Here is a 26,940-nt window from a genome sequence, read left to right as displayed (position 1 = left end):
AATTTAACTAACAACTGAAAATCAATGCAGTATTCACCCACTGCCAAAGATGGAAACTACTATCTTGCTCCCCGTTTATGTACTTGTCAATTTCTTTTTTCAGCTCATTCATATTAAACCATGACAACTTATCTAGAGATAAGGCATTGTCTGCGACCCACTCTTTTAATTCACCTCCAAACCATTCTCTCTGGGGAGTTTGTAGTGGTCTTTTTGGAGCCAATCTTAAATCATTATGAAGAAAATCATCAGCAATTTCTCGAAATAGCCATTTTTGCGTGTTATTTCTTTTTTTCATCTCCAAGGGTAAAGCAAAAACATGTTCTACCAATCGATAATCCAGAAATGGCTCTCTCAATTCTGTACTTGACATCATCGAAACCCTATCTGAGAATCTCAATGCTCTTTGAAGTTTAGTATGGAACAAATCCCTATACTGAAGATTCAATAATTTTTCCTCAAACGTTGGAGTATATGATACTTTAGATTGATGTATTAAAAAATCGTCTTTTAAAACATTAGCTCTAAATGGTGAAGAATTCACTCCCTGCAATGTGAGATTTGAATCATTGAAGTAGTAATCATATCCGGCCCATGATTCATCGGCACCCTGACCATCTAATAATACTTTAAACCCTTTGTTCGCTGCATCTTTAAAAAGTTTGGAATAGGCAATTGTGGGCAATCCACCATAAGGCTCCATTTGCTGAATCGCTATTTCTTGGGCCAAATTAGGCACTTCACTTGCAGTTAGTAAAACTGGATTTAATTTAAAATTGGAACCTTTAAGTAACGATTCAACATATTCCAATTCGTCATACCTGGAATCCCCCGTGTAAAATGTAAAAGCCTCAATATTGGAATCTGATCCAAATTGGCTATTAATCAAAGAAAACAACATACTTGAGTCCAAACCTCCACTTAAATTAAAACCAACAGGAACATCTGCTCTAAATCTTAATTTCGTTGAGTCTAAAAGCAGATTTTTTAAAAATTCTTTTGAATCGGTAATGGGGTTATTTCTAATTTCAATAATTCTCTTTTCAAAATCATACCATGGTTGAACCTCCGTTTGTCCATTTTTATATTCTAAAATAAACCCAGGTTCCAAAGAATTCACACCTTCCCAAAATGTTTCCTTCCCTACACCATATTTACCTGAAATGAAATAGGATGACCAAATTGCCAAATTTGGTTTCTTTGGAATTCCTGCTTTGAACAAAGGTGGGATTTCAGATGCGAAATATAATTTCTCTTCTTTAACCGCATAGTAATAGGGTTTTACCCCAAATCTATCTCTTGCTGCAAATAACTTCTTTTCCTTTTTATCCCATATTGCAAAAGCAAACATCCCATTCAACTTATCAAGCATGGCTTTTCCCCACTTTTCATAAGCCTCAATTAAAACTTCTGTATCTGATTTAGTTCGAAAATTCTTAATTTCTAATTGATCTCTTAATTCTATATAATTATAGATTTCTCCATTAAAAACTAGAACATACCGCTGGCTAGCAGACAAAAATGGTTGATTAGCTTCATCTGAAAGATCGATAATACTTAGCCTGTTATGGCCTAGAACACAATTCTCTTGGTCTTCCCAAATCCCTGTATTATCAGGCCCTCTATGGAGCATGGATTTACACATGTTTTTAACATCCTCTACATTGCTCCCTAAACCAACTGTACCAGCTATCCCACACATAATTGATTAAACTTTATTTATACTTTACAATCAATAATAACTATTGATAAAAACTTCAAATAATCATCATATTACCAATAAATAAACAGACTTAAGAATGAATCGATAATATTCCATAAATATTTATAACAACAAGAAAAAAAAACCAAAATCCTTTGATTTAAAAAATACTTTTTCTTAAAACTAATAGAGAATGAATCGAAATTATATGATTCATTCTCCATATTTAAATATATACATCACTATTCCAGAAATTAAAAAAATGAGAAATAATTAAACCAATAATAAACTATATAATATTTTTAATAATAATCTTGGATAAGGTTTTTGCAATTTCTTTACTCTCCATAAAATCAATCTCCGTTAATCTAAAATCTGTATAGGAATTTGATCTCTCACTTTCAGGTAAATAATCAAACAACTTCATATAGTCAAAACAATAATTAGAAATATTTTCAATTTCAACACGAGTCAATTCCCTCTTTATTTCAGAATGTCCTGCTAAGGAACTTTGCCTTTCATTTTTGTGATTCAACACTTTTTTGGTGAGTTCAAGACCTAAAAATTCAAAATACTTCTTAAATACTTTTTCACGATCTTCTAGATTATCCTCGTGTCTAATAAGGAATATGTTTTCTTTTAATAACTCCTTATTTAGCAAATACATATTTACAGATTGCCTCCAACGAAAAGCCCAATTCACAGAAGTATCCACAAGTCTACCTATTTTATTCCTCCACGCCAGTCCCGCATACTTCATACTTAAATAAGAGTCTAATGGACTTCGGACCACATAAACATATTTTCTAGCATATTTGTCAGGTAAGTGCTGTTCTATCTTCGAAAAATAGAATTCCAATCCAGGGCTTTTGATATAAATTATTTTTTTGAATTTGTTTTTTGCGGCAATCATAAAACAAATAGCCAAATCATACCAATTACTCACAGGAAACTCTTCCGTAACAGATTTGACTTCTTCCACAGTCAACTTCCATTTTCGTGCAGTAGTATTAGCTATTAGGTTATGAATGACTAAATCCAAATCAGAATTGGTCAAATCAAAACTTACATTTTTAATTTTTGGCAAATAATTAATGATTGAGTTATCAGTTTTAATACCGAAAACGTCTTTACTTTGGGACGTCAATTGACCTATTAAAGTTGTACCAGACCGAGGCATTCCGCCTACAAAAATAAAATCTAGTAGATTATCTTTTTCCATTAAAATAATAAATATTAAGAAATTTGTAGGAGAAACATTTCAAAACAATAATCGCCATTATTTCAATAAAAAAGGTGAAATATTATTTTTTTTAAATTTATTTTTTTTATGAATTATCCTTAAAAGGATATCAGGACCTAATTTTTACTTATTTGGAGTACAAATATTCTAATTACTTACCTAGTTATTGATTTAATATCTCAAGTATTTTTTTTCTTGAAAAAAATTAATTTTTAATACCTGAAAAAATTAATATCACCCTTAAACAACTAAATCATTAAGCGTATATTCAAAGATCATTTCCAAGGGTAAATTCCTTTAAGAATAGTATAAAAAAATCAAAAGCTCTTTTTCACTTTAATCCAATTTTCCGCCTTCTCCCAATCTTCTAAGGTGTCGATATTCACATAATATTCAGGGTCATTAACAATATAAGTCAATTTATCACCATATAGGGATCCATTTCGGATAACAGAAGTTTTTGTCAGATATAAACTCCCATCACGGTAATAGGCCTTAGGAAGTTCCTGTCTCCTCGTTATCAATTCTTTTTCACCGGTGGCTATCGATAAAAATCCATTAGCGCTATCCTCAAATGTCCAATGTGGATTAAAGTGATCAGGAACTTCCAAAACGGAAACAAGGGAGTCTGCCTTAGAATTTTTAAATTTTAAAATTGCCTGATCAATAAAACCAGCTGGTCTAAAAGGTGATGTAACTTGTAATAAGCAAACCACATCAAATTTTTCCCCAAGGGATTCATAATAATCCAAAGCATGGTTGATTACAGGCAAAGTTGGAGTTTGATCTAATGCAAGCTTTTCAGGCCTAATGAATGGTACCTCCACCCCAAGACTTTCACCTACTACTGCAATATTTTGATCATCTGTACTCAATATAGTCTTTTCCAAAAACTTAGATTCAAATGCAGATTCAGCAGTGTAAGCAAGAAGTGGTTTTCCTCCCAAAAACTTAATGTTTTTTCCAGGTACTCCTTTGGAACCTCCTCTAGCTGGTATAAGACCTAAAACTCTCATTAAAAGGTGATGGTTTTATGAAAAATCAATGGGAGTTCAGATAAGTGCTGCGCAATTTTCTCACCCGCATCTCCATTTCCATAGATCTTAGAAATCTCAGGTTTTGGCGAATTTTCAATTTCATTAAGCGCATGAAGTATTTCTACTCTAGAATAGCCAACATCTTTGACATTATTCCCTCTTTCTCTACTATTTTGTCGAGACCCGATATTCACGACAGGCACTCCCATAAACGCACATTCTCTAATTCCTACAGAACTATTTCCAATAAGGCCTTTACTGGAATAAAGGAGCTTTAAGAAATCCTGAGGCTCCATATTCTTAAAGAAATGAAAATTCTCTAAATCATGTGTTTCCCTAAAAGATCTGATTCCTGTACTGGTCCCATCTGCTCCCGCATCTACATTTGGCCAAAACCAAAAAACGGGTTGATTTAAACTATACATCGCATGTAGTGTCTCCTCAATATGAAATCTTGAATTACCTACTTCCGTCGTTACAGGGTGTTGCATGACTACCCAATACCCATTGGAGTAATCCATCACTTTTCCTACTCCTCCATATTTTTGAATGGGGTCAAAGTCCAACTTGGGGTTTTGTTTGATTTCATAGGCCAAATCAATACTAGGACAGCCCGTATTAAAGACATAAGATGGATTTTCTCCCAGTTTCACTACTCTTTGATATGCATCCTCGGATGCCACGAAATGGTAGTCAGATAATTTGGTAATAGCATGCCTCACTTTCTCATCAATATTTCCCGTTACTTCACCTCCTTGGATATGTGCCAAAGGGATGTTCATGTAACTGGCGGAAATTGCCGTGGCCATGGTTTCAAAACGGTCCGCCACCGTCACGACAATATCAGGGTTCAGGTTATTGAAAACAGTGGAAAGCTCCAGAATACCTATTCCTGTTGTTTTTGCAGCAGCAGTCAAGTTCTCTCCCTCCAGTACATTAAAAACTTTTGCAGAAATCTTAAAGCCGTCTTTCTCAATATTATTGACAGCATTTCCATAGCGGTCCAATAAAGCAGAGGCCGCTACTACCAATTGTAATTCCAAATCAGGATGATTATTGATCGCTGCCAAGGCTGTCTTAATCCTGGAATAGGAAGGGCGTGCAGTGATTACAACACAGATTTTTCTTTTCATGAGTCTGTCTTAAGATCTTCCAGATTCAGAAAATCATATTTTTCTAGATTTCTATTTAACTCTTTTCCAATGACGATTTGGTATTGAGAGGCAGGAATTCCTTTATCCCCAGGTTTTTTGGATTCTAAGTCATCCATCGTCAATAGATGACCTTTCGGTAAAGCTTTATTTACTGCCAAGGATTTTCCAAACATCACTTTCAACTCAGAATATTTCTGGTTTTCAGATTTAATCACAGGATTTCTTAATGCACTTTGGATTTTCTTGATTCCCTCACAGAGCACCTTTGTTTGGTCTATGCTGATACTGGCAGGGGAATCTGGTCCAAATTGTCTTTTGTCAAAGACCACATGAAATTCAAAAATCTCAGCTCCCAAAGTAGCTGCAGACAAGCAGGCAAAAATATCTCCACTGTGATCTGAAAATCCCACAGGTACCTGATACCGAGCTTTTAATTCAGCCATTACATTTAAACCCCATTGTTCCGGTTGTGTCGGATAAGCTGTAGTACATTGTAAAATACTTAGGGCATTTCCAAAAGGTCTTAAAAACTCAAACGTTTTGTCCAGTTCCTCAAATGAACTCATCCCTGAGCTTAGCATTATTGGTTTTCCGGTACGGGCAATCTTTTCCAACATCAAAAAATTTCCAATCTCTCCTGATCCTATTTTATAGGATTCCACCTGTATTGATTCAAGTAAGTTCACCGCTGCATTACTGAAAGGAGAAGAGATGAATTTCAGATTCTTCTCTTCACAATGTGCTTTAATTCCTTTCCATTGTGCTGGAGTGAACTCCATCCTTTTCCAGTAGTCAAAACGAGTATTGTCCTGCTTGGAAAACTTTACCCGAAAAGGTTCAAAACTAGAAGATTCTGCTTCCGCTATGTGGGTTTGAAATTTTATAGCATCTACCCCTGTTTCTGCTAAGGCATCAATAAAAGCATGTGCATTCCCCAGGCTTCCATCATGGGCCTGGCCTATCTCGGCAATTATCATCTATCGAATTAAAATAAATACTCCTCCTTCATCAAACACATTTCCAGACCTGGTTTGGTATTTCACTTTATAAACATAATTACCATTTGGTGCTGGTTTGCCATTCAGTGTACCATCCCAACCTAAATCTTCCAAGGAATCTGAATGGTAGATCAGTTCTCCCCATGTGTTAAATACATAAAAATCAAGACTGGCAAGTCCTCTATGCATAGGTTTATAATATTGGTTTTTGACACCATCCGGAGTAAAGGCATTTGGCATCATCAACAAATAATCATCTTTCACATTCACCAAAATCGAATAGATACTTTGGCAACCAATGGAGTCCGTTGTTTTCAATGTTACAGTAAATGTACCTTTTTTGGAATAGACATGGCTTGGGTTCTGTTCTGTGCTAGTTGCTCCATCTCCAAAATCCCACTCCCACATAATGACTTCTCCACTGGAAATATCTTCAAAATCAACATTTTCAAGAATCTGAATATCCCCATTGCTGACAATGATTCCATCTCCTTGATCAGCATGGTATACAAAGTTTGATTGCAATAATTCTTCAGCAATCCTTACTAGGATTCGTTGTGATGCAGTCCAACAACCAGAACCTTTCAAAGAGGAACTTACTTCATAATTTCCTGAAACGTTCACAGCACTTACTTCACTTCCTACCAACGCATTGCCCAATGGGCTTATAATATTGTATTCATAAACCGAAGGATTATAACCTTCAATGTAATTGGTCAAATCCACCGTTCCATTTGGATCACAAACAATGGAAGGATTAGATACCCGTAAATTAGGGAACGGACTGACTTTTACTTCCACTTTTTCAGGTATTACTCCACAGACACCTACACCATTTACCATGGCATAATACTCATAAGGTTGATCTCTCGAAGGCAATCCTGAAATAGTCATTTCACCTTGCGAATCAATAGTATAAGTAACCCCATTGACCACACCTGACTGCAAAGGATTATTCATTTCCTCATCAAAGAACCAAGTAAATACAGGAGCGTTGATATTGCTTGGAACTTCTGGGGTCAAGACACCATCTTGTCCTTCACAAATTTGTTGATCTTCCAAATTGATCTCAGTGGGAACTTCCACTAAATCCAATGGTTCTGAAAGAGTGATGGTACATCCTAAAGCATCCGTAATTTCAAAGACAAATTCCCCTTTGCTGATTCCAGATATAACCACCTCACCATTTTGATCAGAAGTTTGGGTTCCCTGGCTAATTCCATCTTTGATTACTTCTACAGTATAAGAAGGTATTCCACCAGTTAATGCAAGGGTAATCGATCCATTGGACATTTCACAAGCAGGATTCACAATATCTATAATTTCACCTTCCAATGGACTATCTGGACCTATTATTTCAATATTATCCAGTGTAATTTCACAGGTTTCAGGAGTTGAAATAGTAATGATATGAACTCCTTTAGGCACGTTTTCAAATAGACCGTTATCTTGTGATATCTGGCCATCTAATGTAAAGGTATAATTCCCTGAACCACCTGTTGCTGTCACTTCGATAGTTCCTCCATCCTCAAAACAAACTTCATCCGTCTTGACATAGGTGGCAGATGGTGTTCCATAAACCATGGCTTCTGCTTCAGCTACAAATCCAGTACACACCTCACTCCCAACTGCAATCACATAATACTTATAAGGGGTGGCTGACACCGATAAACCAGTGATGGTCAATTCCCCTGTTGAAGAATTGATTTCGTAGGTAATACCTTGTCCATTTGGAGTAGAACTAGAAGGGATTTTTTGAGTGGTATTAGCATCGAAATACCACTCAAATGTTGCTCCTGGAGCCGCTGGATCAATGGATGGGCTAAATACTACTTGTTGCCCTTCACAAACAGCTTGATCATCTACCAAAACCTGTGAAGGTCCATCTACAAGCTCCAATTCGGTGGAAATTATCTGACAACCTTGGGCATCTTCAATTTCTAAGGAATAAATTCCTGCTCCAAGTCCATTCAATACAACCGAATTTCCAGAATCCTCAATAGTCTGAAGAATTGCGCCGTCCTTGATCACAGTGACTTGATAAGGGCTCCAACCACCAGTAATAGTTGTCTCCAAACTCCCATTCAATGCTCCACATACGGGATCTACACCAATAAGTGGTGTTACCTCCAATGCTGAATCGGGTTCCTCTATTATAAATTCCAATTCCTGAGGACATCCTGCAGGAGTAGTTACTTCTACTTGATAGGTTCCTGCAGCAAAATTCATCAACTCAAATTCACTTTGAGAAATTGGCGCAGCGGAATTGATGCTGTATTGATAATCAGCATTTGTTCCTGAAACGAATATTACTTTTCCATCATCCCCACCAAAACATGAAACTGGTGTGGTTTCCAGAGCCACTGTTGGTACTGCAAATACCTCTACATCTACTTTTATTTCCTGACCAGTACAAGCCACATAAAAATAGTACTCATACACACCTGCCGGAAGTCCATCGATGAGCAATTTAGGATTTAACCAATCCGAGTCGTCTACTGTGTAGCTAACGCCAGGCATGCTAGTATCAGGCCCCGTCGTGATCAATCCTTGTTGTCCTGAATCCTTGTACCAGAAAACCTCTGTAAATGCTGCTGGAGGTAGATTAGGATCAGGGGCCAAATGAATAGGTCTAATTTCCACTTGCTCCTCCACACAGACGTCAATCGGTGGAACAATATCATACACAGGATCTGACAGCGCTCCTACTTCAAAATCAAACGTAATGGAACAGCCTATGGCATCAGTAACTATAGCATAATAAGTGTCTGGCAATAAGTTATTTGCTCCGGTCAAGTCACCTGGAATCACAGGGCCATCAAGGGCCCCTTTACGCCATTCTACGGTATAATTCCCCCAACCTCCACTTAGCTGAATATCTTTGATCACACCATTAGCCAATCCACAGGATGCCCTTTCGATGGAATAATTCGTATTGATAGATATAGGAGCAGCTGGTTCTTTTACCTCAATTCCATCCAAAGTGGTGATACAATCTAAGTCATCTTTGATGCTTAACTCATAGATTCCTGCAGGTAAATCTTGGAAGACTCCATCATTTTTGGCAAAGTCTACAAAAACTCCGTTATCACCTAACAGACTAAATTCAAAATCCGAGTAGTTACTTCCAGGTATTTGCGCTTGAATACTTCCTGTAGATTCCCCAAAGCAAGTTTCAGTCACGATCGGAGGATTCATTTCAGGGCCAGGAGTCACTAAAATTTCAGTAGGAATATAGCCTTGATCACAGATTCTATCTCCAGTAATCAATAAATAATAGATATAAGGGCTTGGATTGGCAGTCAAACCGGTAACAGATAGTTCCATGCTCGGGTTGATTTCATAAGAAATGTCACCCAAAGTCAATCCATCCGTAATTTGCTGATAGTTTCCGGAAGCATCTTCAAAATACCATCCATAAGTCGGAGTTCCTGTTGAAGGATCGTTGATATCTATGGTGGCAGTTCCTACCTTTCCTTCACAGATTTCAGAACCTAGGGTTGTGAAATTGGAAGGTTCATCTCCTGGTACTTCCATAGAAATGCTTGTATTACACCCTTGAGCATCGATAACTTCAATGGTATAGCTTCCCTCTGCTAGTCCAGAGACAGCATAAATCCCATCTGAAGTCACAGGAACGTCTGCCCCATTCACTTTCACAGACTGATAAGGCATGTTACCTCCGCTTACCACAAAATCAATCTGCCCATTTGGAAGTTCACAGTAGGCATTATCAATTTGTGCAGGAGTAATCACCAAACCCTCTGAAGGACCTTCTATAATCACCTTCTCCACAGGAGTACTACAGCCTAGGGAAGGTGAATTTCCATAAATCTGATAGGTACCTGCTGGTAAATTTGAAAATACACCTGTAGAATTATTTCTAAATGGATTACCAGTTTCATCCAATAAATAGTAGGTAACATCTGTAGCTCCAGTGACGGTACCTATAATTTCACCAACATAACTCAAACACCAATCATCGGTATGTGAAATTGTAAATTCTATAGGAGGGTTGACTAGAACAGTCGCTTTGGTAAGCACATCACCTATATAAGGACAAAAGTTTCCTCCTGTTTGAGATTGGGTAGCTGCCTCCACATAAAACTCATAAGTAGATGCACCTGCTGTATTTTTCAATCCGGACAAGGTCAATTCTCCAGTAGAAGAAATGAAAACTTCCACTGGGTTGCCTCCGATTGTTATGGTAGATCCATTCACTAATGCCCCTCCTGCCCGATTTGCATTTTGATACCATAAAAAATTAGGGGCAGCACCAGAAGGATTATATGCAGGATCAATCAAAGGTAAAAATGAAACATCCTCCCCTTCACAGATAGTCTGGTTAGGCACTTCGATATCGACAGGAGTTCCATCTTCCTGATCTACAATTACCTCAACAGTTTCGTAACAGCCGCCATTTTGGGAATCTGATGGGTTCCAAACATTTAAGGTATAGGTTCCTAAATTGATTCCGTCCAATTCAAAGGTTGCTTCTCCATTTACCAATGGACTTACTGAAGCTCCAGATTTTCCGATTGAGTTACCGTCGTAGAGCCATTCATAATCAAATCCATCTACAAGGTCCCCTATAATGATGTCATAAATTCTACCATCCTGCTGCCCATCACAAGAAGGATTCTCTAAGGATGCATCTTGAATTTTTACCGGAAATGGATTGGCAACCACCGTAATCTTTGCTGGTTGTGAGGTCAATCCATAGTTATCAGTTACATTATAATAAACTGATGCCTCTCCGGTAAATCCTGGTGCAGGTTCAAACCGGATGGTGGCTTTATTTCTTTCATCCTCAAAATTGCCGGTATTTAATTCTTCTAGGATAGAATAAAAAGTTCCCAACAGGTTACCACTGGCATCGTAAACCGGAACTTCATAATTGTCCGGATCACATTTTGCAGCACATAAGGATCCATCAAATCCACAATCATAATTTGTAGGTGGAACCGTGTTATCAGGTGGACCTGGATTGTTTTCAAAAAGCTGCATACAGGTAATAAAAGCATCTGAACCTGCCTGAAGAACGACTGGAAATTCAAATTCTAAATCCTCATCGATACAAATAACTTTATTCTGATCAGACACCTCAGGTAAAAGAGCTGCAGATATGTCTGCCACGTTTACCGTTACGTTTCTGATTTCATGATTATTCTTTCCATAACCAGTACTCCCCGCAAACCCTATCTTTAATCGATCGGGAGCATTGAAGGGATAATCAATTGGGGGAAATGAAACTAATTGCTGACCATTAGCAGTAGTATTTACCAGCATGGTAATTTCAATATTGTATCCAATTCCTGAACTCTTAGGGGTCAGTTCAATAAAAACTTTTCTATATCCCGGCAACAGACAATCCGTAGTTCTTACACCGCTACTGTGATCAATATCAAACCATTTTGTTGGATCGGCATCTAAAGGAGATGGTGGAAAATAGTCAATTCCAAATGCATTGACTTTTTTTGTCACATACCTCTCATACACATCGTAATTAAGACTCTCTGGCCCCCTAATGGTAATACTGTTTGAAATTCTAGGGTCCCAGTTCGCAATAGGTTCTCCAACAGTCCCTACTCCAAAATTGCCCCATTCATCAAAACCTATTCCTACATATCCACCAGAAATCCCTGGCTGCAGGATAGAACCATCTAAATCTATATAGGGAGCATAAGCCAATGAACCACCTAAGTATCCAATGTCAATGGGCTGATCCGCATCAAACATAAAAAAACTAATCCCGTCAGCGTTTCCTCTTGGATCTGGAGAACCGTAAGAAAAATACTCAAATGAGGTTTTTATACCAAACTCCGAAGAAAATGGAATATCGACAATCGCATAGCCAGAATGCCAATATTCATAAGGAGTGAATTGCAAAGATTCTCCAGTCGGATTAGCACTAAATGGATTAATGATAGTAACTGGTGTTAGGTTTTCAGGAACTCCTACAGGAATTCTAATTTCCCCTCCTAAGATTGTATAATCGAATGGCCCATTGCCTTGAAATGGCTGACAATATGGAAAACCCTCCCTTGGAATAACAATCGTTTGGGCCTCAAGAGGAGTTATGCCAATAGATAAACAAACAAAAAGCACCTGAGCTGCCATTGCATAAAGCTTCTTCCATTTTTGAAAATGGAACCAAAATATTCTAGACAAGCCAAGTAAAATTTTTGCCATCTACTTTTTTAAATCAATCAAATTATCTCTTAAAGGTGAGGAAAAACCAAACCCTTTGCAATTGAATCCCATGTTAATCAGAACTCAATACCATGGGATTTTAGAAGTTACAAAAACTATGCAACTTAATTAAAAGTCCAAAAAACAATTCATGGATGCCTTTTTCAATTTTATATAAATAAAACTGAATATCCCTATTCTTACCACTTCCAAAATAAACTAAGGATTGAATTTCATTTGTTCCAGCAGTGGGTTTTTGACAGTCGTCTAAGGACGATTATCCGAAAAAATGAAGAAAAAAGACTTCTTTTTAGTGTGAATGCGGAAAATCATATTCAAAAAATTATCTTTTTTATGAAAGGTCTACAATCGTATTAGGCCTTATTAACTTAGAAAAGTACTTTTTGATTGGTGATTCAGAATTTACAAACTTTTAAATTGTACTTTTAATTCAGGTGCAGGAGGCCTTTTATCGTATTTTATTTTGAAAATTTTTAGTAAAGCTCTATGCTCCAAAGAATTAATTTGTGAGAGTATTAAAGGAGATAAATTTAGTAAATCAGGTGTATTTTTATTTTTTACCAATTTTTCAAATTCTGTGTAATTTTCTTTTGTCGATTGATTTCCCATATGATGAACCAAGGTATTGACAGTACTCAACCTCAATGTACCAAGTTCATTTATCGGTTTATCGATCCAATTTAATTCAGATCCCGCCCCTATTTTGATAAAACTGGGTTCTAAGGGCATTTTAAAAAACAATTCTCTTCTTATGGTAAATACCTGATGGCCGCTGCCCATCACAGCATCCACTCCATTTTTACTTACAATTGGCAATAAACCATCATAATCACATTCATAATTCCATCCATAGGATTCATATACTTCTTTAATTAATTCAGGCTCTTTGGCTTCCTGAAACTTAAAACCCAGTTCACCTGTCACTACGGATTTTTGGGTCGAAGAAGAATGATAATACATATGTCTGGCGATTGGAAATGGTGCCACTGAACCTGCTTTGGGAAAATTCCTGAAAACTTTTTCCACTTCCTCCTGCCAACCATTCCTGAACAGTATATCACTATCGGATAAGGTAATCAGTTCCTCCCTGCATCCCCTGGCAGCTCCAATGATGGCATCAATTTTACCGACATTTTCTCCGTGGGTAATCAAAGTCTCTATGACTCCTTGATCCTGCAATCCCCTCAACCAAGTCTTCACCTGATCGCAGGAACCATTGTCTACCACAGTAATTGCTGACCTCCCATGCTGGGTCAAATGGGCTGATTCAATGCACAATCGGTACACTTCCATCAAATCCTTGAAGTAGCCAGAAATCTCCGGAATAAACACAGGAATGATGATCCTGTGATGATATTTTTGGGAAATTTTGGAATCTAATTTTGCAGGGTTAATTCCTGTTCTCATGACTTCTCAATCTTTTTGGAATTCATTTTAGAGAATTTAATACAATCATTATTCAGCATCTTCCACCAATTTCCTGAAAACTCTGGCAGGTCTTCCCATCACCAGGGTATTAGGCGGAACATCTCTGGTCACCAGAGAACCTGCACCCACCATGGAATTTTCCCCTATAGTGCATCCACCTAATATTACTGATGCAGCACCAATGGAAGCTCCTTTTTTGATAATTGTTCTTTGAAACTCTAATGGATATTTTTTTGACCTGGGATATTTATCATTGGTAAAAGTGACATTTGGACCGATAAATACATCATCTTCAATAGTCAATCCATCCCATAGATAAACACCCGATTTCACTGTCACCCGGTCTCCAATCAAGACATCATTTTCAATAAAGGTATGACAGTTCACATTACAATCTTTCCCTATTGAGGCTCCTTGCAAAATAACCGCATATTGCCAGATGCGGGTATTTTCCCCAATCTTTTCTGTTTGTACGTCAGCTAGCGGATGTATCATTGGGCTGTTTAAAGTTTAAATAATCATTGTAATCTCTGATATAATCTTTTTCGTTGTACTTCTCACTAGCTAATACCAAACAAACAGCTCCTGAAGAAAAGTTGATCTCTGAAGCCCAAATACCCGCTGGAATTAACAATCCTAAATCTGGCCTATTCAACAAAACTTGTCTTTTTGAATTTCCGTCATCCAATAAAACTTCAAATGCACCACTTACTGCTACCAAAAATTGATGGCATTCGTAGTGAGCATGGGCCCCTCTACTTTCACCTCCAGGGATATCGTAGAGATAAAACACTCTTTTGGTTTCAAAAGGCAATTCTTTCAGGTTGGTGACCGGAGTAATATGTCCTTTTCTATCCCCTAATTTAGGTAGGTATACCAAATTGCAATCCCAAATTGTGTTATTTACCATTCTTAAGTTCTTTGTAAATTTCAAAATCCCGGATATAATCTTCTTTCAAATATTCAGTATCGGATAAATGCAATGCCACTGCATTGGTAGAAAAATTCTCCAAATGTCTCCATGTCATTTTTGGCAAAAACAAAGCATGATAAGACCTGTTTAGTGAAGTCCTAATTTCTTCTCCCCTTTCATTGGTTATGACCACATCAAAGGATCCACTTAAAGCTATTATTAATTCCTGTTGTTGCCTGAATGCGTGACCACCACGGATTTCCCCTCCTGGAACATCATAAGTCCAGAACACTCTTTTTATCACAAAAGGGATTTGATCGGGATACTGTAAAAATGTGAGATTCCCTCTGGGATCAAATATCTGAGGGAGTTTTACTTGTTCATTTCTTTGCATAAAAAAGATATGGAATATTCTGACTTATTTTTCTTTGGATGAAAATTCAAATTTAGTTTGGAACCACATCGCTGTAAAGAATATTTGCCTGATAGTTGGGTAATAAAGTTTTGGGTTCTTTTTGAAATTTTCCACGATGCTTTTCGCATCAAGGTAGCAATATGGCCTCATTAAAAATAAGTCGGAATTTGGTAAATTCTCCAAATGTTCCCGCAGAATTGGATTTTGTAAAATCAGTTCATCCCATGGTACAGACAATCCTACTTTTCGGTGGCTGGTTATATATTCCGGAAGCTTTTTGCCAATACTATTCATCAATAGGTCTTTTCCTTTTCCTTTGATATGAAAATACTGATCGGGAAGACTCCCTACTCCTATGACCAAATTAGGATCTAAAAATGGATCTCTGCATTCGATAGAGGCCCCCATCGTGGTTCGATCATTTCGGTCATTGAGTGTATAAAGGTGGGTATGTTGCTCAAGATAAAGTAACTGTCTCAATCTGTTTTTGGGATAAACCTTTTTGGCTTCTTCCAGGATTTTCACCCTGAACTCAGGAAGTAAATCAGAGGAAAGCACTCCTAATTTTTTCAGATCAGCCAAATACAATTCGTTGGCATTCATCAAAATTTCAGCCTCTCGATTACCCATCCCCAGATAGCGCTTCATCTTTCTCAAGCGGTCATTTTTCAACCATTTGTCTGGAAAGAAACGAATCAGATTCAATAAGTTATAGCGAAGTTCATTGTCGTGAACTTTGTACCGTACATACCCTCCAAGGATTTCATCTGCCCCTTCACCAGAAAGTAGTACCTTCACTTCTGATTTAGCTTTCTCTGAAATACCCAACAAGTGCCCATCAGAAAAATGCATGATTGGTTCATCATGCTGAATAATCGAACGGGTAGTCAAGTCAACCAATTGCTCATTATCGAATTCGTAGCTATGGAAGTTTGCCCCCAATTCCTGTGACAATTTCCTAGCCAGATGCGATTCATCATGTTCTTTATTGCTGAATGAAATATTCCAAGCACTTAAATCATCAAAGCCCTGCGAAGCTTGACTAAATAGAGTACTGCTACTATCCAGTCCTCCACTTAAAAGGGTACCTACTGGTACATCAGAAATCATCCTAAGACGAATACTTTCATGGAAGGTCTGCTCAAACCATTCGTAAGGATTGGCGATAGACTTTTGGGCAGCGATTTCATTTCCTAGATGAAACCAGCGTTCAGAACTTATTTGCCGGCCTGAATCTTTCAATCGAATCAGATAACCCGGCAACAATCTGAAAATGTTTTTGAACACGGTATTCTCACCGGAAGTATATCGGTAAAGGAATAATTCATCGAGTTGAGATTCCTCGATTTCTTTGGGAACTTCTCCAGCCCATAGCGCCTTGATCTCACTGGCAAAATAAAACCCGCGATGGTTATTGGAATAGAAAAATGGCTTGACACCGAATCTATCTCTCACCAAAATCATTTCCTGGTTTCTTTTATCCAAGAAAGAAAATGCAAAAAATCCATTGAGTCGGTGCAGACATTCTGTCCCATATTCCATTAACAGGAATAATAGAACTTCTGTGTCAGAGGTAGTTTTAAAGTTATAGCCTTTGTTCTTCAGCTCTGGGTAAAAAGTTTTGTAGTTAAAAATTTCCCCATTAAATACTAAAATGAAATTCCCGCAGGGAGATTCAAAGGGCTGGTTTGCACCTTCACTTAAATCCAAAATCGAAAGTCTTCTATGCCCCAAGCCGATTTTACCTTCTGCCCAATGGGAACCTGCATCAGGACCTCTATGAACCAAAGATTCTCTCATGGCTATCAGCGTAGATTCTGAAGCCGGTAGTTCTTTATTCCAAAAACCTACAATTCCACACATGAGTATTAGTTAATTTCTAATAAGGTTTTATATCTATCTGTAATGATTTTCATGTTTTTTTGGTGGTCCACATGATCTTCAATATACTTTCTATTTTCTTCCAATGCAGTGTTCACATGAATTCCATTTACCAATGCTGATTCTATTGCATCTGCCAATTCAGAAGGAACGCAAGGAGTCACAAGTTCTCCGTTTTCTTTGTTTTTTATAAAAGCTTGGTTGGCAGGAAGATCAGTTACAATTGGATAACATCCTGAAGCCATCGCTTCAAAAAGTGAACTGGAAACACCTTCTGTGGTCGGTACTGCTATGTAATAACGGCACAAATCCATCAACTCGGGGAGTTGAGTATTGGGAATGTGTCCTTTTAGAAAAACATCCTTTTCGAGCTGATACTTATTGATTAAAGCCTGTATTTGAATTTTTTCCGGACCATCTCCCACTATGTACCCTTTAATATTAATGGATTTATCCTTTAGAATTTTTACTGCCTCAACAATATCGATATGTCTGTACAAATCATAAAGAGACCTTGTCACAACAAAAGCCGGCGCCAAATCCCTCTTATCTGGAAAATGATATTTTCCTAGATCGATTCCTTTTGGAAGCACCATGATTTTGGATGGACTTGCTCCTGATTCCAACATTGCATATGTCATCACATTTCCCCAGGCATGGATCAAATCCACCTTTTTATAAGCTAACCTTTGGAGAATACTTTTATAGAAACCTGAGAATCCACCTTCTGGAAACACATCGGTAATTCCCTGTTGTGCAACTACTCGCTTTTTGGCATGTACGAATAAGGAGAAAAACCCATAGCTGGTCGCTCGCTCTGCCAACACCAGGTCATAAGGTTTGGAGAACCGAGTCAATAACAACTTTCCAAAAAAACCAAAGGCTGCAATCATTCTCAAAACTCTTGAATTTCCTTTTGGCAATTCCAGGGTTTCCAATTTTACTCCCAAGTTTGCTTCAACTCCCTTTATCCAACTGATGGCATCAGCTCGGTAGGTTTCTCCTAGAAATAAAATTCTCATGAAATAATGGAGGTGTTTTTCAAAAAGCCAAGAACACTATTTGGTTTCCAATTTAGTTCATTAATTGCCTTTTTGGTGTCAAATGTGAGTGTACTGGAAAGCTTTTTTACTTTTAAAGTATTAAGTGGGAAAAATGGAAGAAGGTCTCCAATCTTAGCGGCCAAGGTGATTGGGAGATCTGGTATTGTTTTCACCTTATAACCAAATTGGGCAGCAATGGAAGCATCTATTTCTGATAAACTCGCAGGTTGAGGATCACATAAATGATAAATCCCTGAAGGTTTGGTCTCTAGTTGACTAATCAGGTTGGCCACATCTTCTGCCAAAACCATAGACTTTTTGTTGAGTCCTTTCCCTATCCTGAAATACATCTTTTTCTTGATTGACTTCGCAATCGCGGAAAGGTTACCTGGAGGATTTTTTCCTACCACTAAAGGTAACCTGAAAATAAAAGCTTTTACTCCATTCACCTTTGCCCAATTCTGTATTAAAATTTCTGCCTCCGCTTTGCTTTTCCCATAGGGAGTGTCCGCATTAAGAGAGGCAGATTCTTTTATCATTTCCCCTTCCTCTAATCCATAAACTGCGACAGTACTAATGAAAACGAAGATCTTTGGAAGCTTGGTAAGTCCTTTTAGCAACTTTTCAGTCCCAGAAACATTGATATCAAAAAACGACTGTTTTTCTGATTCGGTTTTCGGGATAAAATGAGCTGGACTGGCAGCATGGATCACCCAATCTACATTTGGTAATGCTGGAAGTTCTTTATTAAAGTCTGCCTGTAATGTATTCTTTCCAGATCTCCCAAGAGTAATCACATCATGATTATTGGCAAGGGCTTTATAAATATAGGAACCTAAAAATCCACTACCACCTGTCAAAAGCACTCTCATTGACAAGCATTTATAATCCCTGAAAGCATTTTTCTTGCTAAGAAATCCGCATCAAATTCCTCTTTCGCTATGTTCATACTCCTGATCCCCATGTCATCCAATATGGTTTTATTGTCCCTTAAATAGACCAACAAATCAGCTAATTGTGCAGGATCGTTGGGTGACAGTGTGTAGCCAATTTTATTTTTCTCTAAAAAATCCTTCATCCAGCCTTGGGTATTTTGAACAACAGGGATACCAGCCGATAGCGATTCAAAAAACTTATTGGGTGAAGAGGTATCTAAGACTCGGGTTCCTTTCAATGGAACCAAAGAAGCCATGGCATGTTGAATGAGTGGAACCAATTTATATTTTGGCATCAAGCCTAACCTGATAATAGTGTTTAAACCTTCATCTTGAATTGCTTGATCGATCAATTCCCTTTGTTGCCCTTCCCCAATCATCAAAATCTGGACATCATCAATACCCCTTTCTTGAAGAATTCTTGCAGCATCCAATAACCAGATTGAATTATTGACCTCTCCTATATTCCCCGTATATATGGCATAATGATAGGGCTTGACCGGTGCATCTTCAGGAAAATTGACTGGTGTAGAAAACAAGGATATGTTCGCCGCATTGGTGACTGAAATCACCTTGCTTTGAGGAGATTTTTCCAAAATCTCTGACTTCATCCCTTCGGAAAGCGCAACCACGAGACTGGAGGATTTGTAACAAAACTTTTCAAAGGCAAGCGATAATTTCTTCAGCATTGGATTTTTGATGATCCCAAGCTCAATAGCTCCATCTGGCCATAAATCCCGAACTTCAAAAACCAATTTTCTTCCACGAAAATACCTCGCAATCAAACCAGGTAATCCTACTGTAATGGGTCCACTGGATGCAATAGCGAGATCGCAGGAATAGGTCAAGGCATACCAACAAGAGATGAAAGAATATGCCAAAAACGAATAAATCCTTTTCAAAAATGGCTGTCGATTATCAATTCTCACATTGATGATGATCACTTTTACTCCTTCATAGAATTTAGTCTCAATAAATTTGGAGGCTGAAATATCGGATTTAGAATAAACACTGGTCACTACAGTTATTTGATGTCCTTCTTTCACCCACTCTTTTGTAAATTCATGAACTCTTGTACCCCAAGATCCTTTGGAGGTAGCAAAATACTGATAGAAATAAAGGATGTTCATGAATGAAACTCCTCCAAGGGTAAAAAATGCCTCAGCTTTCCTGACTTTTCGCGATTTATTTGATCCACTTTTTTGATGATAATTTGAAGCCCTTTTTCTACATATTGATCGAATGCTTCATTAATAGTCAGAATGGTATTTTGATCCAATTCACCTGATAAAACCAAATCCACCTCAAACGTGTCTCGCTTGGTCTGTCTAACCTGATATTCTTGTAAGGTTCCCAACTTGGTGTTCAAATGCCTGGAAATATAATAAAGGCAAAAACCCGATGCTTTTCTTCCTGAAGGTAGAACAATGGTGTCATTTATTCTTCCATTGAGCTGGGTCAACTCATCCTGGATGGCATGTTCATCCTTTTTAAACGCACCTAAATCCCCCAACTCGTAGCGGATAAAAGGCATGGCTTTGTTGTAAATGTTCGTGAAAATTAAATTCCCTCCTTTTTCCGGGTTCAAAAGCTGATAGTTTTCATCTACCACTTCTGTAATCAATGTTTCTGAAGATAGTCTTCTGATTCCCTTCGAGTCGGTAATCGCAAGGAACTCCAATTCAGAGGCCCCATATTCATTGTAAACTGGCAATCCAAATTGGGATTCCAGAAACATCTTATTTTCATCAGAACATTGCTCTGAAGTCACAATGGTCCCTTTTAAACTAGGGCAAATATCCTTTAAAATAACTCCTTTTTTCTGCAGGTAACGGGCCAAAAACAATTGTGAATTGGCATATCCATAAGTATAGATAAATTTTTCTTTTTTGAATTTTTGAACAAATGACTCCATGTTCTCATCAGAAAAGTCAAAAATTATAAACCTATACCGGTTCATCAATTTATCCTTTAGCCTTTCTTTATGATAATGGGGAAAATCTAAAGGTATGCCGTAAAATCTTGCCTGAAAATCATTTTGAGAAAACCCGATTTTCTGGTATCGATCTACGATCAATGCCCAGGTCATGCTATGACAAAATTTATCCTTGGCATATTTTAAAGGAATTCCAGATGAACCTGAAGTATTCCCAAAGTGTAGATTTTTTTTGGAGATCCCCTGAGTCAATTTTTCACTAAAATCCACTTGGATATCTTTTTTCTTCACTATGGGTAAATCTTCCCATCTGTCTGGGAAATGGTTCCCTACCAGTTTTTTATAAAGGGAATTATGGTCAAAGTGGAATTTGGCAATCTCCCAGGCTTTTTTATTTCTCCAATCTTCAAACTGGTCTTTTGAGTAAGATTGGATGATTGCCAATTCTTTTTGTGCAGCTTCAATGGGGTATCCCTGAAACTTTAATAAATCAAGAATATTCAACATTTTAACTTATGGAAACAGGTTCAGGGTTGATAGGTTCAAGCTTTTTAATTCCTGTTGAAGGTACCTTTTTCCCCTTTGCAGGTTTAACATAAAGTAAACTTAATCCTATAAACAATGGAGTTAGGTAAGTTCTCATAGCAGCATGAAAAGTCGTGTACAACGCAATGATAAAAAAGGCAACCATGATCCCTTTTTCCATTGGAGTTTGTTTTTTTAATAATATTTGGAGCAATATATAGTGTAACAGCACAAAATAAATGATTCCTAATAACCCATGCTCCGATATCAATCTACTCATCTCCACGTGGGAAAGGTAGAAATAACTAAAATTACGCATATAGGAAGATGCTCCCGCTCCAACACCAAAAATGGGGAAATCCCCCCATAACTCCATATCCTCTAGAAAAATCTCTACTCTTCCTGTAGTAATAGAGTTGATTGACTTTTCTTTGGTTCCTGCCAATGTACCTTCTGTTTCGCCCAAATACCTTAAGCTCAATAAGCCTCCTGTTAAGCTGTCGGCCACTTGAAAAGTAATCAAAATCAGAAATAAAGATAGTAAGAAAGCCTTACCCAAATTAGGTAACTTGAAAAGGGTTTTCTGCCTTTTGGGAGTTTTGATAACAAAGTAAAATACGATCATAATCCCCAATGCTCCTCCTAGGATTCCACCTCTGGAAAAGGTCAATAAACCTTGGAACCCGAATAAGAAAAATAACAAAAAATCGGTAATCCTGTATCCGGTCAAATTCCATTTATTGATGAGAAAAATGAAAGAAATAAACATTCCTAAACCCAATACAGTGGACACCTGATTGGATCCTCCTCCTCCGCTGGTAGCAAAATTTGCTCCCAAGGTAAATTCCAGCTCATTATAAGAAGGAGTTTTAAAAATAGTAGAAGAAAGAATAGCTACTAACGGCAGTATACTAATCCTTAATAAGCGAATCATTTGAACTTTAGAAATCGATTTTCCATAAAAAAGCCATATTGCCATGGCCACATTGATCGGCCCCATCAAATTAAAAATGAGTGAACCTCTGTTCACCTCCCCAGAAAGATCGAAAAATGCAGAAGGTAAGAGTAAAATGACCATTACCAGCCCAATATGACTTTTGCTCTTAAACTTATATATCCCGATACAAAGCATCAGAAACAAAAGGTATTTCCCCAATTCGTAAGGAATAAAAGGGGAAGTCTGTGACATCCTTGCCAACAGCTCAAAAGAAGTCAAATAGGCAATAAACAGGCAAAAAGGAAAGATGGATTTACTTTTGATAACGCCATAAAACGAAGTCGCAAATACCAAATAAAACCAGGCAATTAATCCCCAAGGAGTAATCGACGACACGATCCCCAAAAAGACATGGAATAACAACCATCCAAATCGCGATTTAGAACTGATAATTCGCTTAATCATAAAGGTTGAGAGTTAGCCACTTTTTGTTCAAACTCTGGTAAAGCGATCGGTAAATACTTTTTAAAGAAGTTTGAAGGTCCATAGTTTGCTTCTGTCTGTTCTTGAAATTGATACCCACGCTGAATGGCCTGAGGATACTTATTAAAAACATTAAGAATTGCTTTATGGAGCTGTTCCCTTGATTTAGAAGGGATCAATTCACCCAAGGAACCATTCCCTAAGACATCTGCACATTGTCCTACATTAGTTGCAATGGTAGGCAAAGCGCCCATCCCATATTCCAAAAGGGCAACAGGTAATCCTTCGGATTCTGAACTCAAAATCCCCAAATGTGCCATTTCTATATAAGGAGTAACATTCACAACTGGTCCTACAATCTCTACCTGCTCCAGTAATCCAAGCGCCTCTATTTCCTCTTTTATTTCAGTCAACCAATCCTTCTCTACAAACTCTCCTATCAAATACACTTTAAAATCTCCTATTTTTTCCTTTAATCCAATAAGAGACCTTATAAGTGTTAGCTGATCTTTTTGCCTTCTAAAATTCGCAATATTGATGATTTTGAATGTGGAGTTCAATTTCCTTTCGGGAACTGCATTAAGTTTCCCTGAAAAATTCTCAATGAAATAGGTGGATTCTGCCATCATTGGAAATCTTGATTTCCAATAGCTTTCAATTTTCTCATTTACAGAAATGATCAAATCCACAGAAGAAATAAGATAATCCATTTCATTTCTTGGATGTAGATCCAACTGTTCACTCATCCCAAAGTGATCATGCCATATTAATTTGGCTTTCGGGAGAAATTTCTTTAGCAAAGCTCCCCAAAAAATAGATGTCTGATGTATATGAAGTACATCCGGAGCCTCTTTTTTCAATAAGCTCAAAATCTTGAAGAAGGTAAAAACATCCAGCTTTCCTTTCTTCTTGAATATGAATTTCTTTACCGAGGGTAATAAATATTCCTCCAACCCCCCAGATTCTCTTGTGACGATCAAGCCACTCTCCACTCCTATTTCAGTTAAGCCATTGGCAATATTTACAGACATCCTCTCTATGCCACCCATACTGAGGGAATCCACCATTTGAAAAACCTTTGGCTTTTTCGAGTTATTTGTTCTCATTAATTTGATTTGGCAATCACTACTAAGCTGAACCCAAAGATTTTGGAATATAACCATGGATTCAAAGCCACCATGGTCCTTTTTAATGGAGAAAAGATTTTTTGAAGGATAGTTTCATTATTCGAGGGAGCCTTGATCGTCTCTCGAGAAAAATCATAATCCAAAATCTGTAATCCTGCCATGGTAATCATATTCAAAGCAGAGTTTACATTCAAAAATATCAAATGACCAGGATTCTGGATTTTTTTCCTTTGAAGATTTCTCAAATTAACACTTAAGCAATCATCCAAAGGGATGTGAAAGGCAAGAATCTTTCCTTTCTTAGATACATTTTTGATAAAATTTACTGGATCTGTTACGTGTTCAAACACATCTGTTAAAGTTATCAAGTCCGCATTGGTCCCTATTTCTACAAAATCTCCATGTTCGAAGGTAACATGATCCATCTTCATGGCATTCACATGTGGGGAAACATCATATCCTTTGACCTCATGGATAGGATAACCTTTTTGAAAGAATGCTTCCGATATACCAAGTAAAACTCCCCCGGCACCACAGCCTACATCAGCATAAGAATTTACTTTTATATTAGCTTTATCTAAAATAGGATTAAGCAATCTTAGAATCGCACTGACCTTAAAATCAGAATCTTCCAAGTGCCGCTTTGTATCAGAAAAATAGGTTCCCTCTTTATACATTATTAATTAACTTCTTTATTTCCAGTTCAAAGCTTTCCTTGGTAAAAGCTTTGGACCATTCTTTTGAATTTTTAGACTTTCTAAAAAAATCTTGTGGGTTTGACAAATAATAGTTGATTCTTTTTACTACCTCATTTGGATCCTTATCCACTAAGTCCCCACGCTCCCCATTTGCCAACATAAATGGAACGCAAGATACAGGAGTTGTAATGGGTAGACAACCAAAATACATGGATTCAGCTACAACTTTAGGCCATCCTTCACTTTCCGATAAAAATATTAAAAAGTGAGATTGTTTGTACTGATTCTTCAATCGTTCACTATCCAAATTCCCACAAAGTTCCACTTCTTCGTCCAGGCTATTTTCTTTTACAAATTGGCGAAGAGGTTCCATTTGATCTCCTTCTCCACAAAAAGTCAATTTAAAATTCACTTTCTGCAATTTTAGAATATTAGCTACTTCTGCTGCCATGAGCGGATTTTTTCCGGGAACAAGTGCACCCACAAAAAGTAATTGTAGTTTATTTCCTTCATATAGAGGCTCTCTGTGGTCTTCTTGGGATTCCCCCTGGCTATATGAGAAAGTAAAAAAAGACACTATATTCTGACTTTGGTTAGGCCATTTTCCATAAACCAACACCTTCATGTTTTTTGCAAACCTTGGATTGGAAACCAATCGCTGTTGGAGCTTATAGGTATAAGGTTGTTCACTTTTAGGATCCCAATTCCCAGCATATTTGGCTGTTTTTGCTTTGGAAGGAAATAAATATTGAAGGGTAGCTCCCGCCAATCCCATATTTCCGGGGCATCTCAAATGAATATGATCTGTTGACCTCATGGCTTGAAGAATTTTTGCGAGGGATACAGGTAAGGACAATAAGGTCAAGACTCTACCTTTCCAGGTGGTTAAATTGATTTCCTGAACAGTAATAAAACGGATATTATCATGCTCGTATGCAATCTCTATTGGATTCAATTCTCTATCCTCTGATAAGGGTGCTAGGATCGTTACAGAGGTAAAAAATTTTGTCCAGATATTCATTTCCCTCACATAGGGACCATAGGCGTAGTATTTACCTCTCTTTCTGACATGATGCACATGGGTAAGAATCAAAAAATTCATCCAGCTACTACTTGCCTAAAAAGGTCAATGTTTTTATGAACTAATTTATCGATTGAGAAGCGTTCCAATACATCTTTTCTTGCCGCTTCTGCCATTTTCAAATTTTGGTCCTTATCCGAAAGCATTTCCGATAACACCCTTTCCACACTTGATACATCTCTAGGATCACATACCCTTCCGGTTACTTGATCATTCACCACTTCTGGACCAGGCCCTAAATTAGATCCTAAAAATGCCTTGCCCATACTCAACACCTCAATCCATGCCAATGGCATCGCTTCCATATGAGAGGGATAAGCACAGATTTCTGCTTCTTCCATATATTTAGGAAGTTTATGGTTTGCTACTGGTCCTAAGAACTTAATAGAATCTTTTACAGAATCGTGAATTTGAGAATCTTTCAAATACTGAATATAGGACCTTCCATCCGGGAAAAACCAATCTCTTCCAGCGATATACAATTCACTTTCAGGAAATTTTTCTTTGATTTTTGGAAAGGCCAAAATCAATTGCCTTACTCCTTTTTTCTCACAAACTGTACCTGCAAAAAATATTCTTCCAGGCACAATCTTACTTGGGTCTGCTTTATAAAAATGTTCAAGATTCGCAGGGTTATAAATAACGGGTCCTTTCTTATCTTTAAAATCCAAGTATTTAGCAGTATGGCTAATCACATATTCACTTACTCCAAAAACCAAATCTGCCTTTTTAAATGACCGCTTTTCCTGATACCCTTTCCAAGGGTCGATTGGCCTATTTTCTGATTCAGCGAAGAAATGATGACCTCCATTCATTCGTATCAAGTATTTTATACCAGGAATCTTTCTGATAAAAGCCAAGCCCAACTCTGTGGATTCTACGATAGATATTGGATTTTTTTGATGAATTTCCTTGATTTTAGAGTTGATCGCTTGAAATGTCAAATACCAAGTAATCGGTTTTACTTTCCTTGGCTTCAATCTAAATATGTGAACTCCTTCATCAAGAGATTCTTCGTATTCTTCCGTATAATTCAACCCTACAATGGAAACACGGATGTCATGCTTTACAAGATTCCTAGCCAGAATCTGGAGAAAAGTTCCTACTCCTCCATGGGGAAAACCTGCTTTTGGGTATTCACTGGATAAAAAGCAAATATGCATGATCTAATTTCTTAACGAATTGTTTTGA

20 protein-coding genes are annotated in these 26,940 nt (G+C 37.4%); all 20 read right to left on the bottom strand.

The annotated features are described in order from the left end of the window. Window positions 1-7: 7 nt before the first annotated feature. A complete protein-coding gene (gene asnB, locus JYB62_RS01755; protein WP_205643730.1) occupies window positions 8-1,702 on the bottom strand; it encodes an asparagine synthase (glutamine-hydrolyzing) in 1,695 nt (564 codons plus the stop codon). 289 nt (window positions 1,703-1,991) lie between these two features. Then, complete coding sequence (locus JYB62_RS01750; RefSeq protein WP_205643729.1) at window positions 1,992-2,924, bottom strand: sulfotransferase family protein; 933 nt, start codon at window positions 2,922-2,924, stop codon at window positions 1,992-1,994. Between the two features lie 338 nt (window positions 2,925-3,262). Beyond that, on the bottom strand, window positions 3,263-3,961 hold the full coding sequence (locus tag JYB62_RS01745) for an acylneuraminate cytidylyltransferase family protein (protein WP_205643728.1): 699 nt from the start codon (window positions 3,959-3,961) through the stop codon (window positions 3,263-3,265). Further along, window positions 3,961-5,115 carry a UDP-N-acetylglucosamine 2-epimerase gene (gene neuC / locus JYB62_RS01740; RefSeq protein WP_205643727.1) on the bottom strand — a complete coding sequence of 385 codons (1,155 nt, stop codon included), beginning with the start codon at window positions 5,113-5,115 and terminating at the stop codon, window positions 3,961-3,963. Before neuC ends, JYB62_RS01745 begins: the two co-directional genes overlap by 1 nt. Next, complete coding sequence (locus JYB62_RS01735) at window positions 5,112-6,113, bottom strand: N-acetylneuraminate synthase family protein (protein WP_205643726.1); 1,002 nt, start codon at window positions 6,111-6,113, stop codon at window positions 5,112-5,114. The genes neuC and JYB62_RS01735 overlap by 4 nt, the downstream gene beginning before the upstream one ends. Then, window positions 6,114-12,326, bottom strand: coding sequence for a PKD domain-containing protein (locus tag JYB62_RS01730; protein ID WP_205643725.1), 6,213 nt, complete (start codon window positions 12,324-12,326; stop codon window positions 6,114-6,116). 423 nt (window positions 12,327-12,749) lie between these two features. Continuing rightward, window positions 12,750-13,754: a glycosyltransferase family A protein gene (locus JYB62_RS01725; protein ID WP_205643724.1), complete on the bottom strand. Its 1,005-nt coding sequence runs from the start codon at window positions 13,752-13,754 to the stop codon at window positions 12,750-12,752. Between the two features lie 48 nt (window positions 13,755-13,802). Further along, window positions 13,803-14,270: an acyltransferase gene (locus JYB62_RS19980; protein WP_205643723.1), complete on the bottom strand. Its 468-nt coding sequence runs from the start codon at window positions 14,268-14,270 to the stop codon at window positions 13,803-13,805. Further along, window positions 14,251-14,685, bottom strand: coding sequence for a sugar 3,4-ketoisomerase (locus JYB62_RS01715; RefSeq protein WP_205643722.1), 435 nt, complete (start codon window positions 14,683-14,685; stop codon window positions 14,251-14,253). The genes JYB62_RS19980 and JYB62_RS01715 overlap by 20 nt, the downstream gene beginning before the upstream one ends. Then, window positions 14,675-15,082 carry a sugar 3,4-ketoisomerase gene (locus JYB62_RS01710; protein WP_205643721.1) on the bottom strand — a complete coding sequence of 136 codons (408 nt, stop codon included), beginning with the start codon at window positions 15,080-15,082 and terminating at the stop codon, window positions 14,675-14,677. The genes JYB62_RS01715 and JYB62_RS01710 overlap by 11 nt, the downstream gene beginning before the upstream one ends. A 24-nt stretch (window positions 15,083-15,106) precedes the next feature. Next, window positions 15,107-16,966, bottom strand: coding sequence for an asparagine synthase (glutamine-hydrolyzing) (asnB, locus tag JYB62_RS01705; protein WP_205643720.1), 1,860 nt, complete (start codon window positions 16,964-16,966; stop codon window positions 15,107-15,109). Window positions 16,967-16,971: 5 nt separating this feature from the next. Then, entirely contained in the window at window positions 16,972-18,006 is a 1,035-nt protein-coding gene (locus JYB62_RS01700) for a glycosyltransferase (protein ID WP_205643719.1), read from the bottom strand. After that, window positions 18,003-18,899, bottom strand: a complete 897-nt coding sequence (locus JYB62_RS01695) for an NAD-dependent epimerase/dehydratase family protein (protein WP_205643718.1) — start codon at window positions 18,897-18,899, stop codon at window positions 18,003-18,005. The genes JYB62_RS01700 and JYB62_RS01695 overlap by 4 nt, the downstream gene beginning before the upstream one ends. Next, window positions 18,896-20,092: a glycosyltransferase family 4 protein gene (locus JYB62_RS01690; protein ID WP_205643717.1), complete on the bottom strand. Its 1,197-nt coding sequence runs from the start codon at window positions 20,090-20,092 to the stop codon at window positions 18,896-18,898. The genes JYB62_RS01695 and JYB62_RS01690 overlap by 4 nt, the downstream gene beginning before the upstream one ends. Further along, window positions 20,089-21,405, bottom strand: a complete 1,317-nt coding sequence (locus JYB62_RS01685; RefSeq protein WP_205643716.1) for a phenylacetate--CoA ligase family protein — start codon at window positions 21,403-21,405, stop codon at window positions 20,089-20,091. Before JYB62_RS01685 ends, JYB62_RS01690 begins: the two co-directional genes overlap by 4 nt. 1 nt (window position 21,406) lies before the next feature. After that, a complete protein-coding gene (locus JYB62_RS01680; protein WP_205643715.1) occupies window positions 21,407-22,825 on the bottom strand; it encodes a hypothetical protein in 1,419 nt (472 codons plus the stop codon). Then, window positions 22,822-23,949: a glycosyltransferase gene (locus JYB62_RS01675; RefSeq protein ID WP_205643714.1), complete on the bottom strand. Its 1,128-nt coding sequence runs from the start codon at window positions 23,947-23,949 to the stop codon at window positions 22,822-22,824. Before JYB62_RS01675 ends, JYB62_RS01680 begins: the two co-directional genes overlap by 4 nt. Next, window positions 23,949-24,647: a class I SAM-dependent methyltransferase gene (locus JYB62_RS01670; protein ID WP_205643713.1), complete on the bottom strand. Its 699-nt coding sequence runs from the start codon at window positions 24,645-24,647 to the stop codon at window positions 23,949-23,951. The genes JYB62_RS01675 and JYB62_RS01670 overlap by 1 nt, the downstream gene beginning before the upstream one ends. Continuing rightward, the gene (locus JYB62_RS01665; protein ID WP_205643712.1) at window positions 24,640-25,770 is read right to left on the bottom strand and encodes a glycosyltransferase; all 1,131 of its coding nucleotides are present in this window, start codon (window positions 25,768-25,770) and stop codon (window positions 24,640-24,642) included. The genes JYB62_RS01670 and JYB62_RS01665 overlap by 8 nt, the downstream gene beginning before the upstream one ends. Further along, entirely contained in the window at window positions 25,767-26,912 is a 1,146-nt protein-coding gene (locus tag JYB62_RS01660) for a glycosyltransferase family 4 protein (protein ID WP_205643711.1), read from the bottom strand. Before JYB62_RS01660 ends, JYB62_RS01665 begins: the two co-directional genes overlap by 4 nt. Between the last annotated feature and the right edge of the window lie 28 nt (window positions 26,913-26,940).

Source organism: Algoriphagus lutimaris, assembly GCF_017051705.1.
Lineage (GTDB): Bacteria > Bacteroidota > Bacteroidia > Cytophagales > Cyclobacteriaceae > Algoriphagus > Algoriphagus lutimaris.
Note: the sequence above shows the minus strand (reverse complement) of the source record. Positions and strands in the feature narration are given on the sequence as shown.

Excerpts from the sequence above, each read along its gene's own strand:
- asnB (WP_205643720.1), bottom strand. The coding sequence starts at position 16,966 with ATGTGTGGAATTGTAGGTTTTTGGAATAAAGAACTACCGGCTTCAGAA.
- JYB62_RS01745 (WP_205643728.1), bottom strand. The coding sequence starts at position 3,961 with ATGAGAGTTTTAGGTCTTATACCAGCTAGAGGAGGTTCCAAAGGAGTA.
- JYB62_RS01725 (WP_205643724.1), bottom strand. The coding sequence starts at position 13,754 with ATGAGAACAGGAATTAACCCTGCAAAATTAGATTCCAAAATTTCCCAA.
- JYB62_RS01670 (WP_205643713.1), bottom strand. The coding sequence starts at position 24,647 with ATGTATAAAGAGGGAACCTATTTTTCTGATACAAAGCGGCACTTGGAA.
- JYB62_RS01685 (WP_205643716.1), bottom strand. The coding sequence starts at position 21,405 with ATGTTGAATATTCTTGATTTATTAAAGTTTCAGGGATACCCCATTGAA.
- JYB62_RS01710 (WP_205643721.1), bottom strand. The coding sequence starts at position 15,082 with ATGCAAAGAAATGAACAAGTAAAACTCCCTCAGATATTTGATCCCAGA.
- JYB62_RS01730 (WP_205643725.1), bottom strand. The coding sequence starts at position 12,326 with ATGGCAAAAATTTTACTTGGCTTGTCTAGAATATTTTGGTTCCATTTT.
- JYB62_RS01750 (WP_205643729.1), bottom strand. The coding sequence starts at position 2,924 with ATGGAAAAAGATAATCTACTAGATTTTATTTTTGTAGGCGGAATGCCT.
- JYB62_RS19980 (WP_205643723.1), bottom strand. The coding sequence starts at position 14,270 with ATGATACATCCGCTAGCTGACGTACAAACAGAAAAGATTGGGGAAAAT.
- JYB62_RS01700 (WP_205643719.1), bottom strand. The coding sequence starts at position 18,006 with ATGAGAATTTTATTTCTAGGAGAAACCTACCGAGCTGATGCCATCAGT.
- JYB62_RS01715 (WP_205643722.1), bottom strand. The coding sequence starts at position 14,685 with ATGGTAAATAACACAATTTGGGATTGCAATTTGGTATACCTACCTAAA.
- asnB (WP_205643730.1), bottom strand. The coding sequence starts at position 1,702 with ATGTGTGGGATAGCTGGTACAGTTGGTTTAGGGAGCAATGTAGAGGAT.
- JYB62_RS01665 (WP_205643712.1), bottom strand. The coding sequence starts at position 25,770 with ATGAATTTTTTGATTCTTACCCATGTGCATCATGTCAGAAAGAGAGGT.
- JYB62_RS01695 (WP_205643718.1), bottom strand. The coding sequence starts at position 18,899 with ATGAGAGTGCTTTTGACAGGTGGTAGTGGATTTTTAGGTTCCTATATT.
- JYB62_RS01660 (WP_205643711.1), bottom strand. The coding sequence starts at position 26,912 with ATGCATATTTGCTTTTTATCCAGTGAATACCCAAAAGCAGGTTTTCCC.
- JYB62_RS01690 (WP_205643717.1), bottom strand. The coding sequence starts at position 20,092 with ATGAACATCCTTTATTTCTATCAGTATTTTGCTACCTCCAAAGGATCT.
- neuC (WP_205643727.1), bottom strand. The coding sequence starts at position 5,115 with ATGAAAAGAAAAATCTGTGTTGTAATCACTGCACGCCCTTCCTATTCC.
- JYB62_RS01735 (WP_205643726.1), bottom strand. The coding sequence starts at position 6,113 with ATGATAATTGCCGAGATAGGCCAGGCCCATGATGGAAGCCTGGGGAAT.
- JYB62_RS01680 (WP_205643715.1), bottom strand. The coding sequence starts at position 22,825 with ATGATTAAGCGAATTATCAGTTCTAAATCGCGATTTGGATGGTTGTTA.
- JYB62_RS01675 (WP_205643714.1), bottom strand. The coding sequence starts at position 23,949 with ATGAGAACAAATAACTCGAAAAAGCCAAAGGTTTTTCAAATGGTGGAT.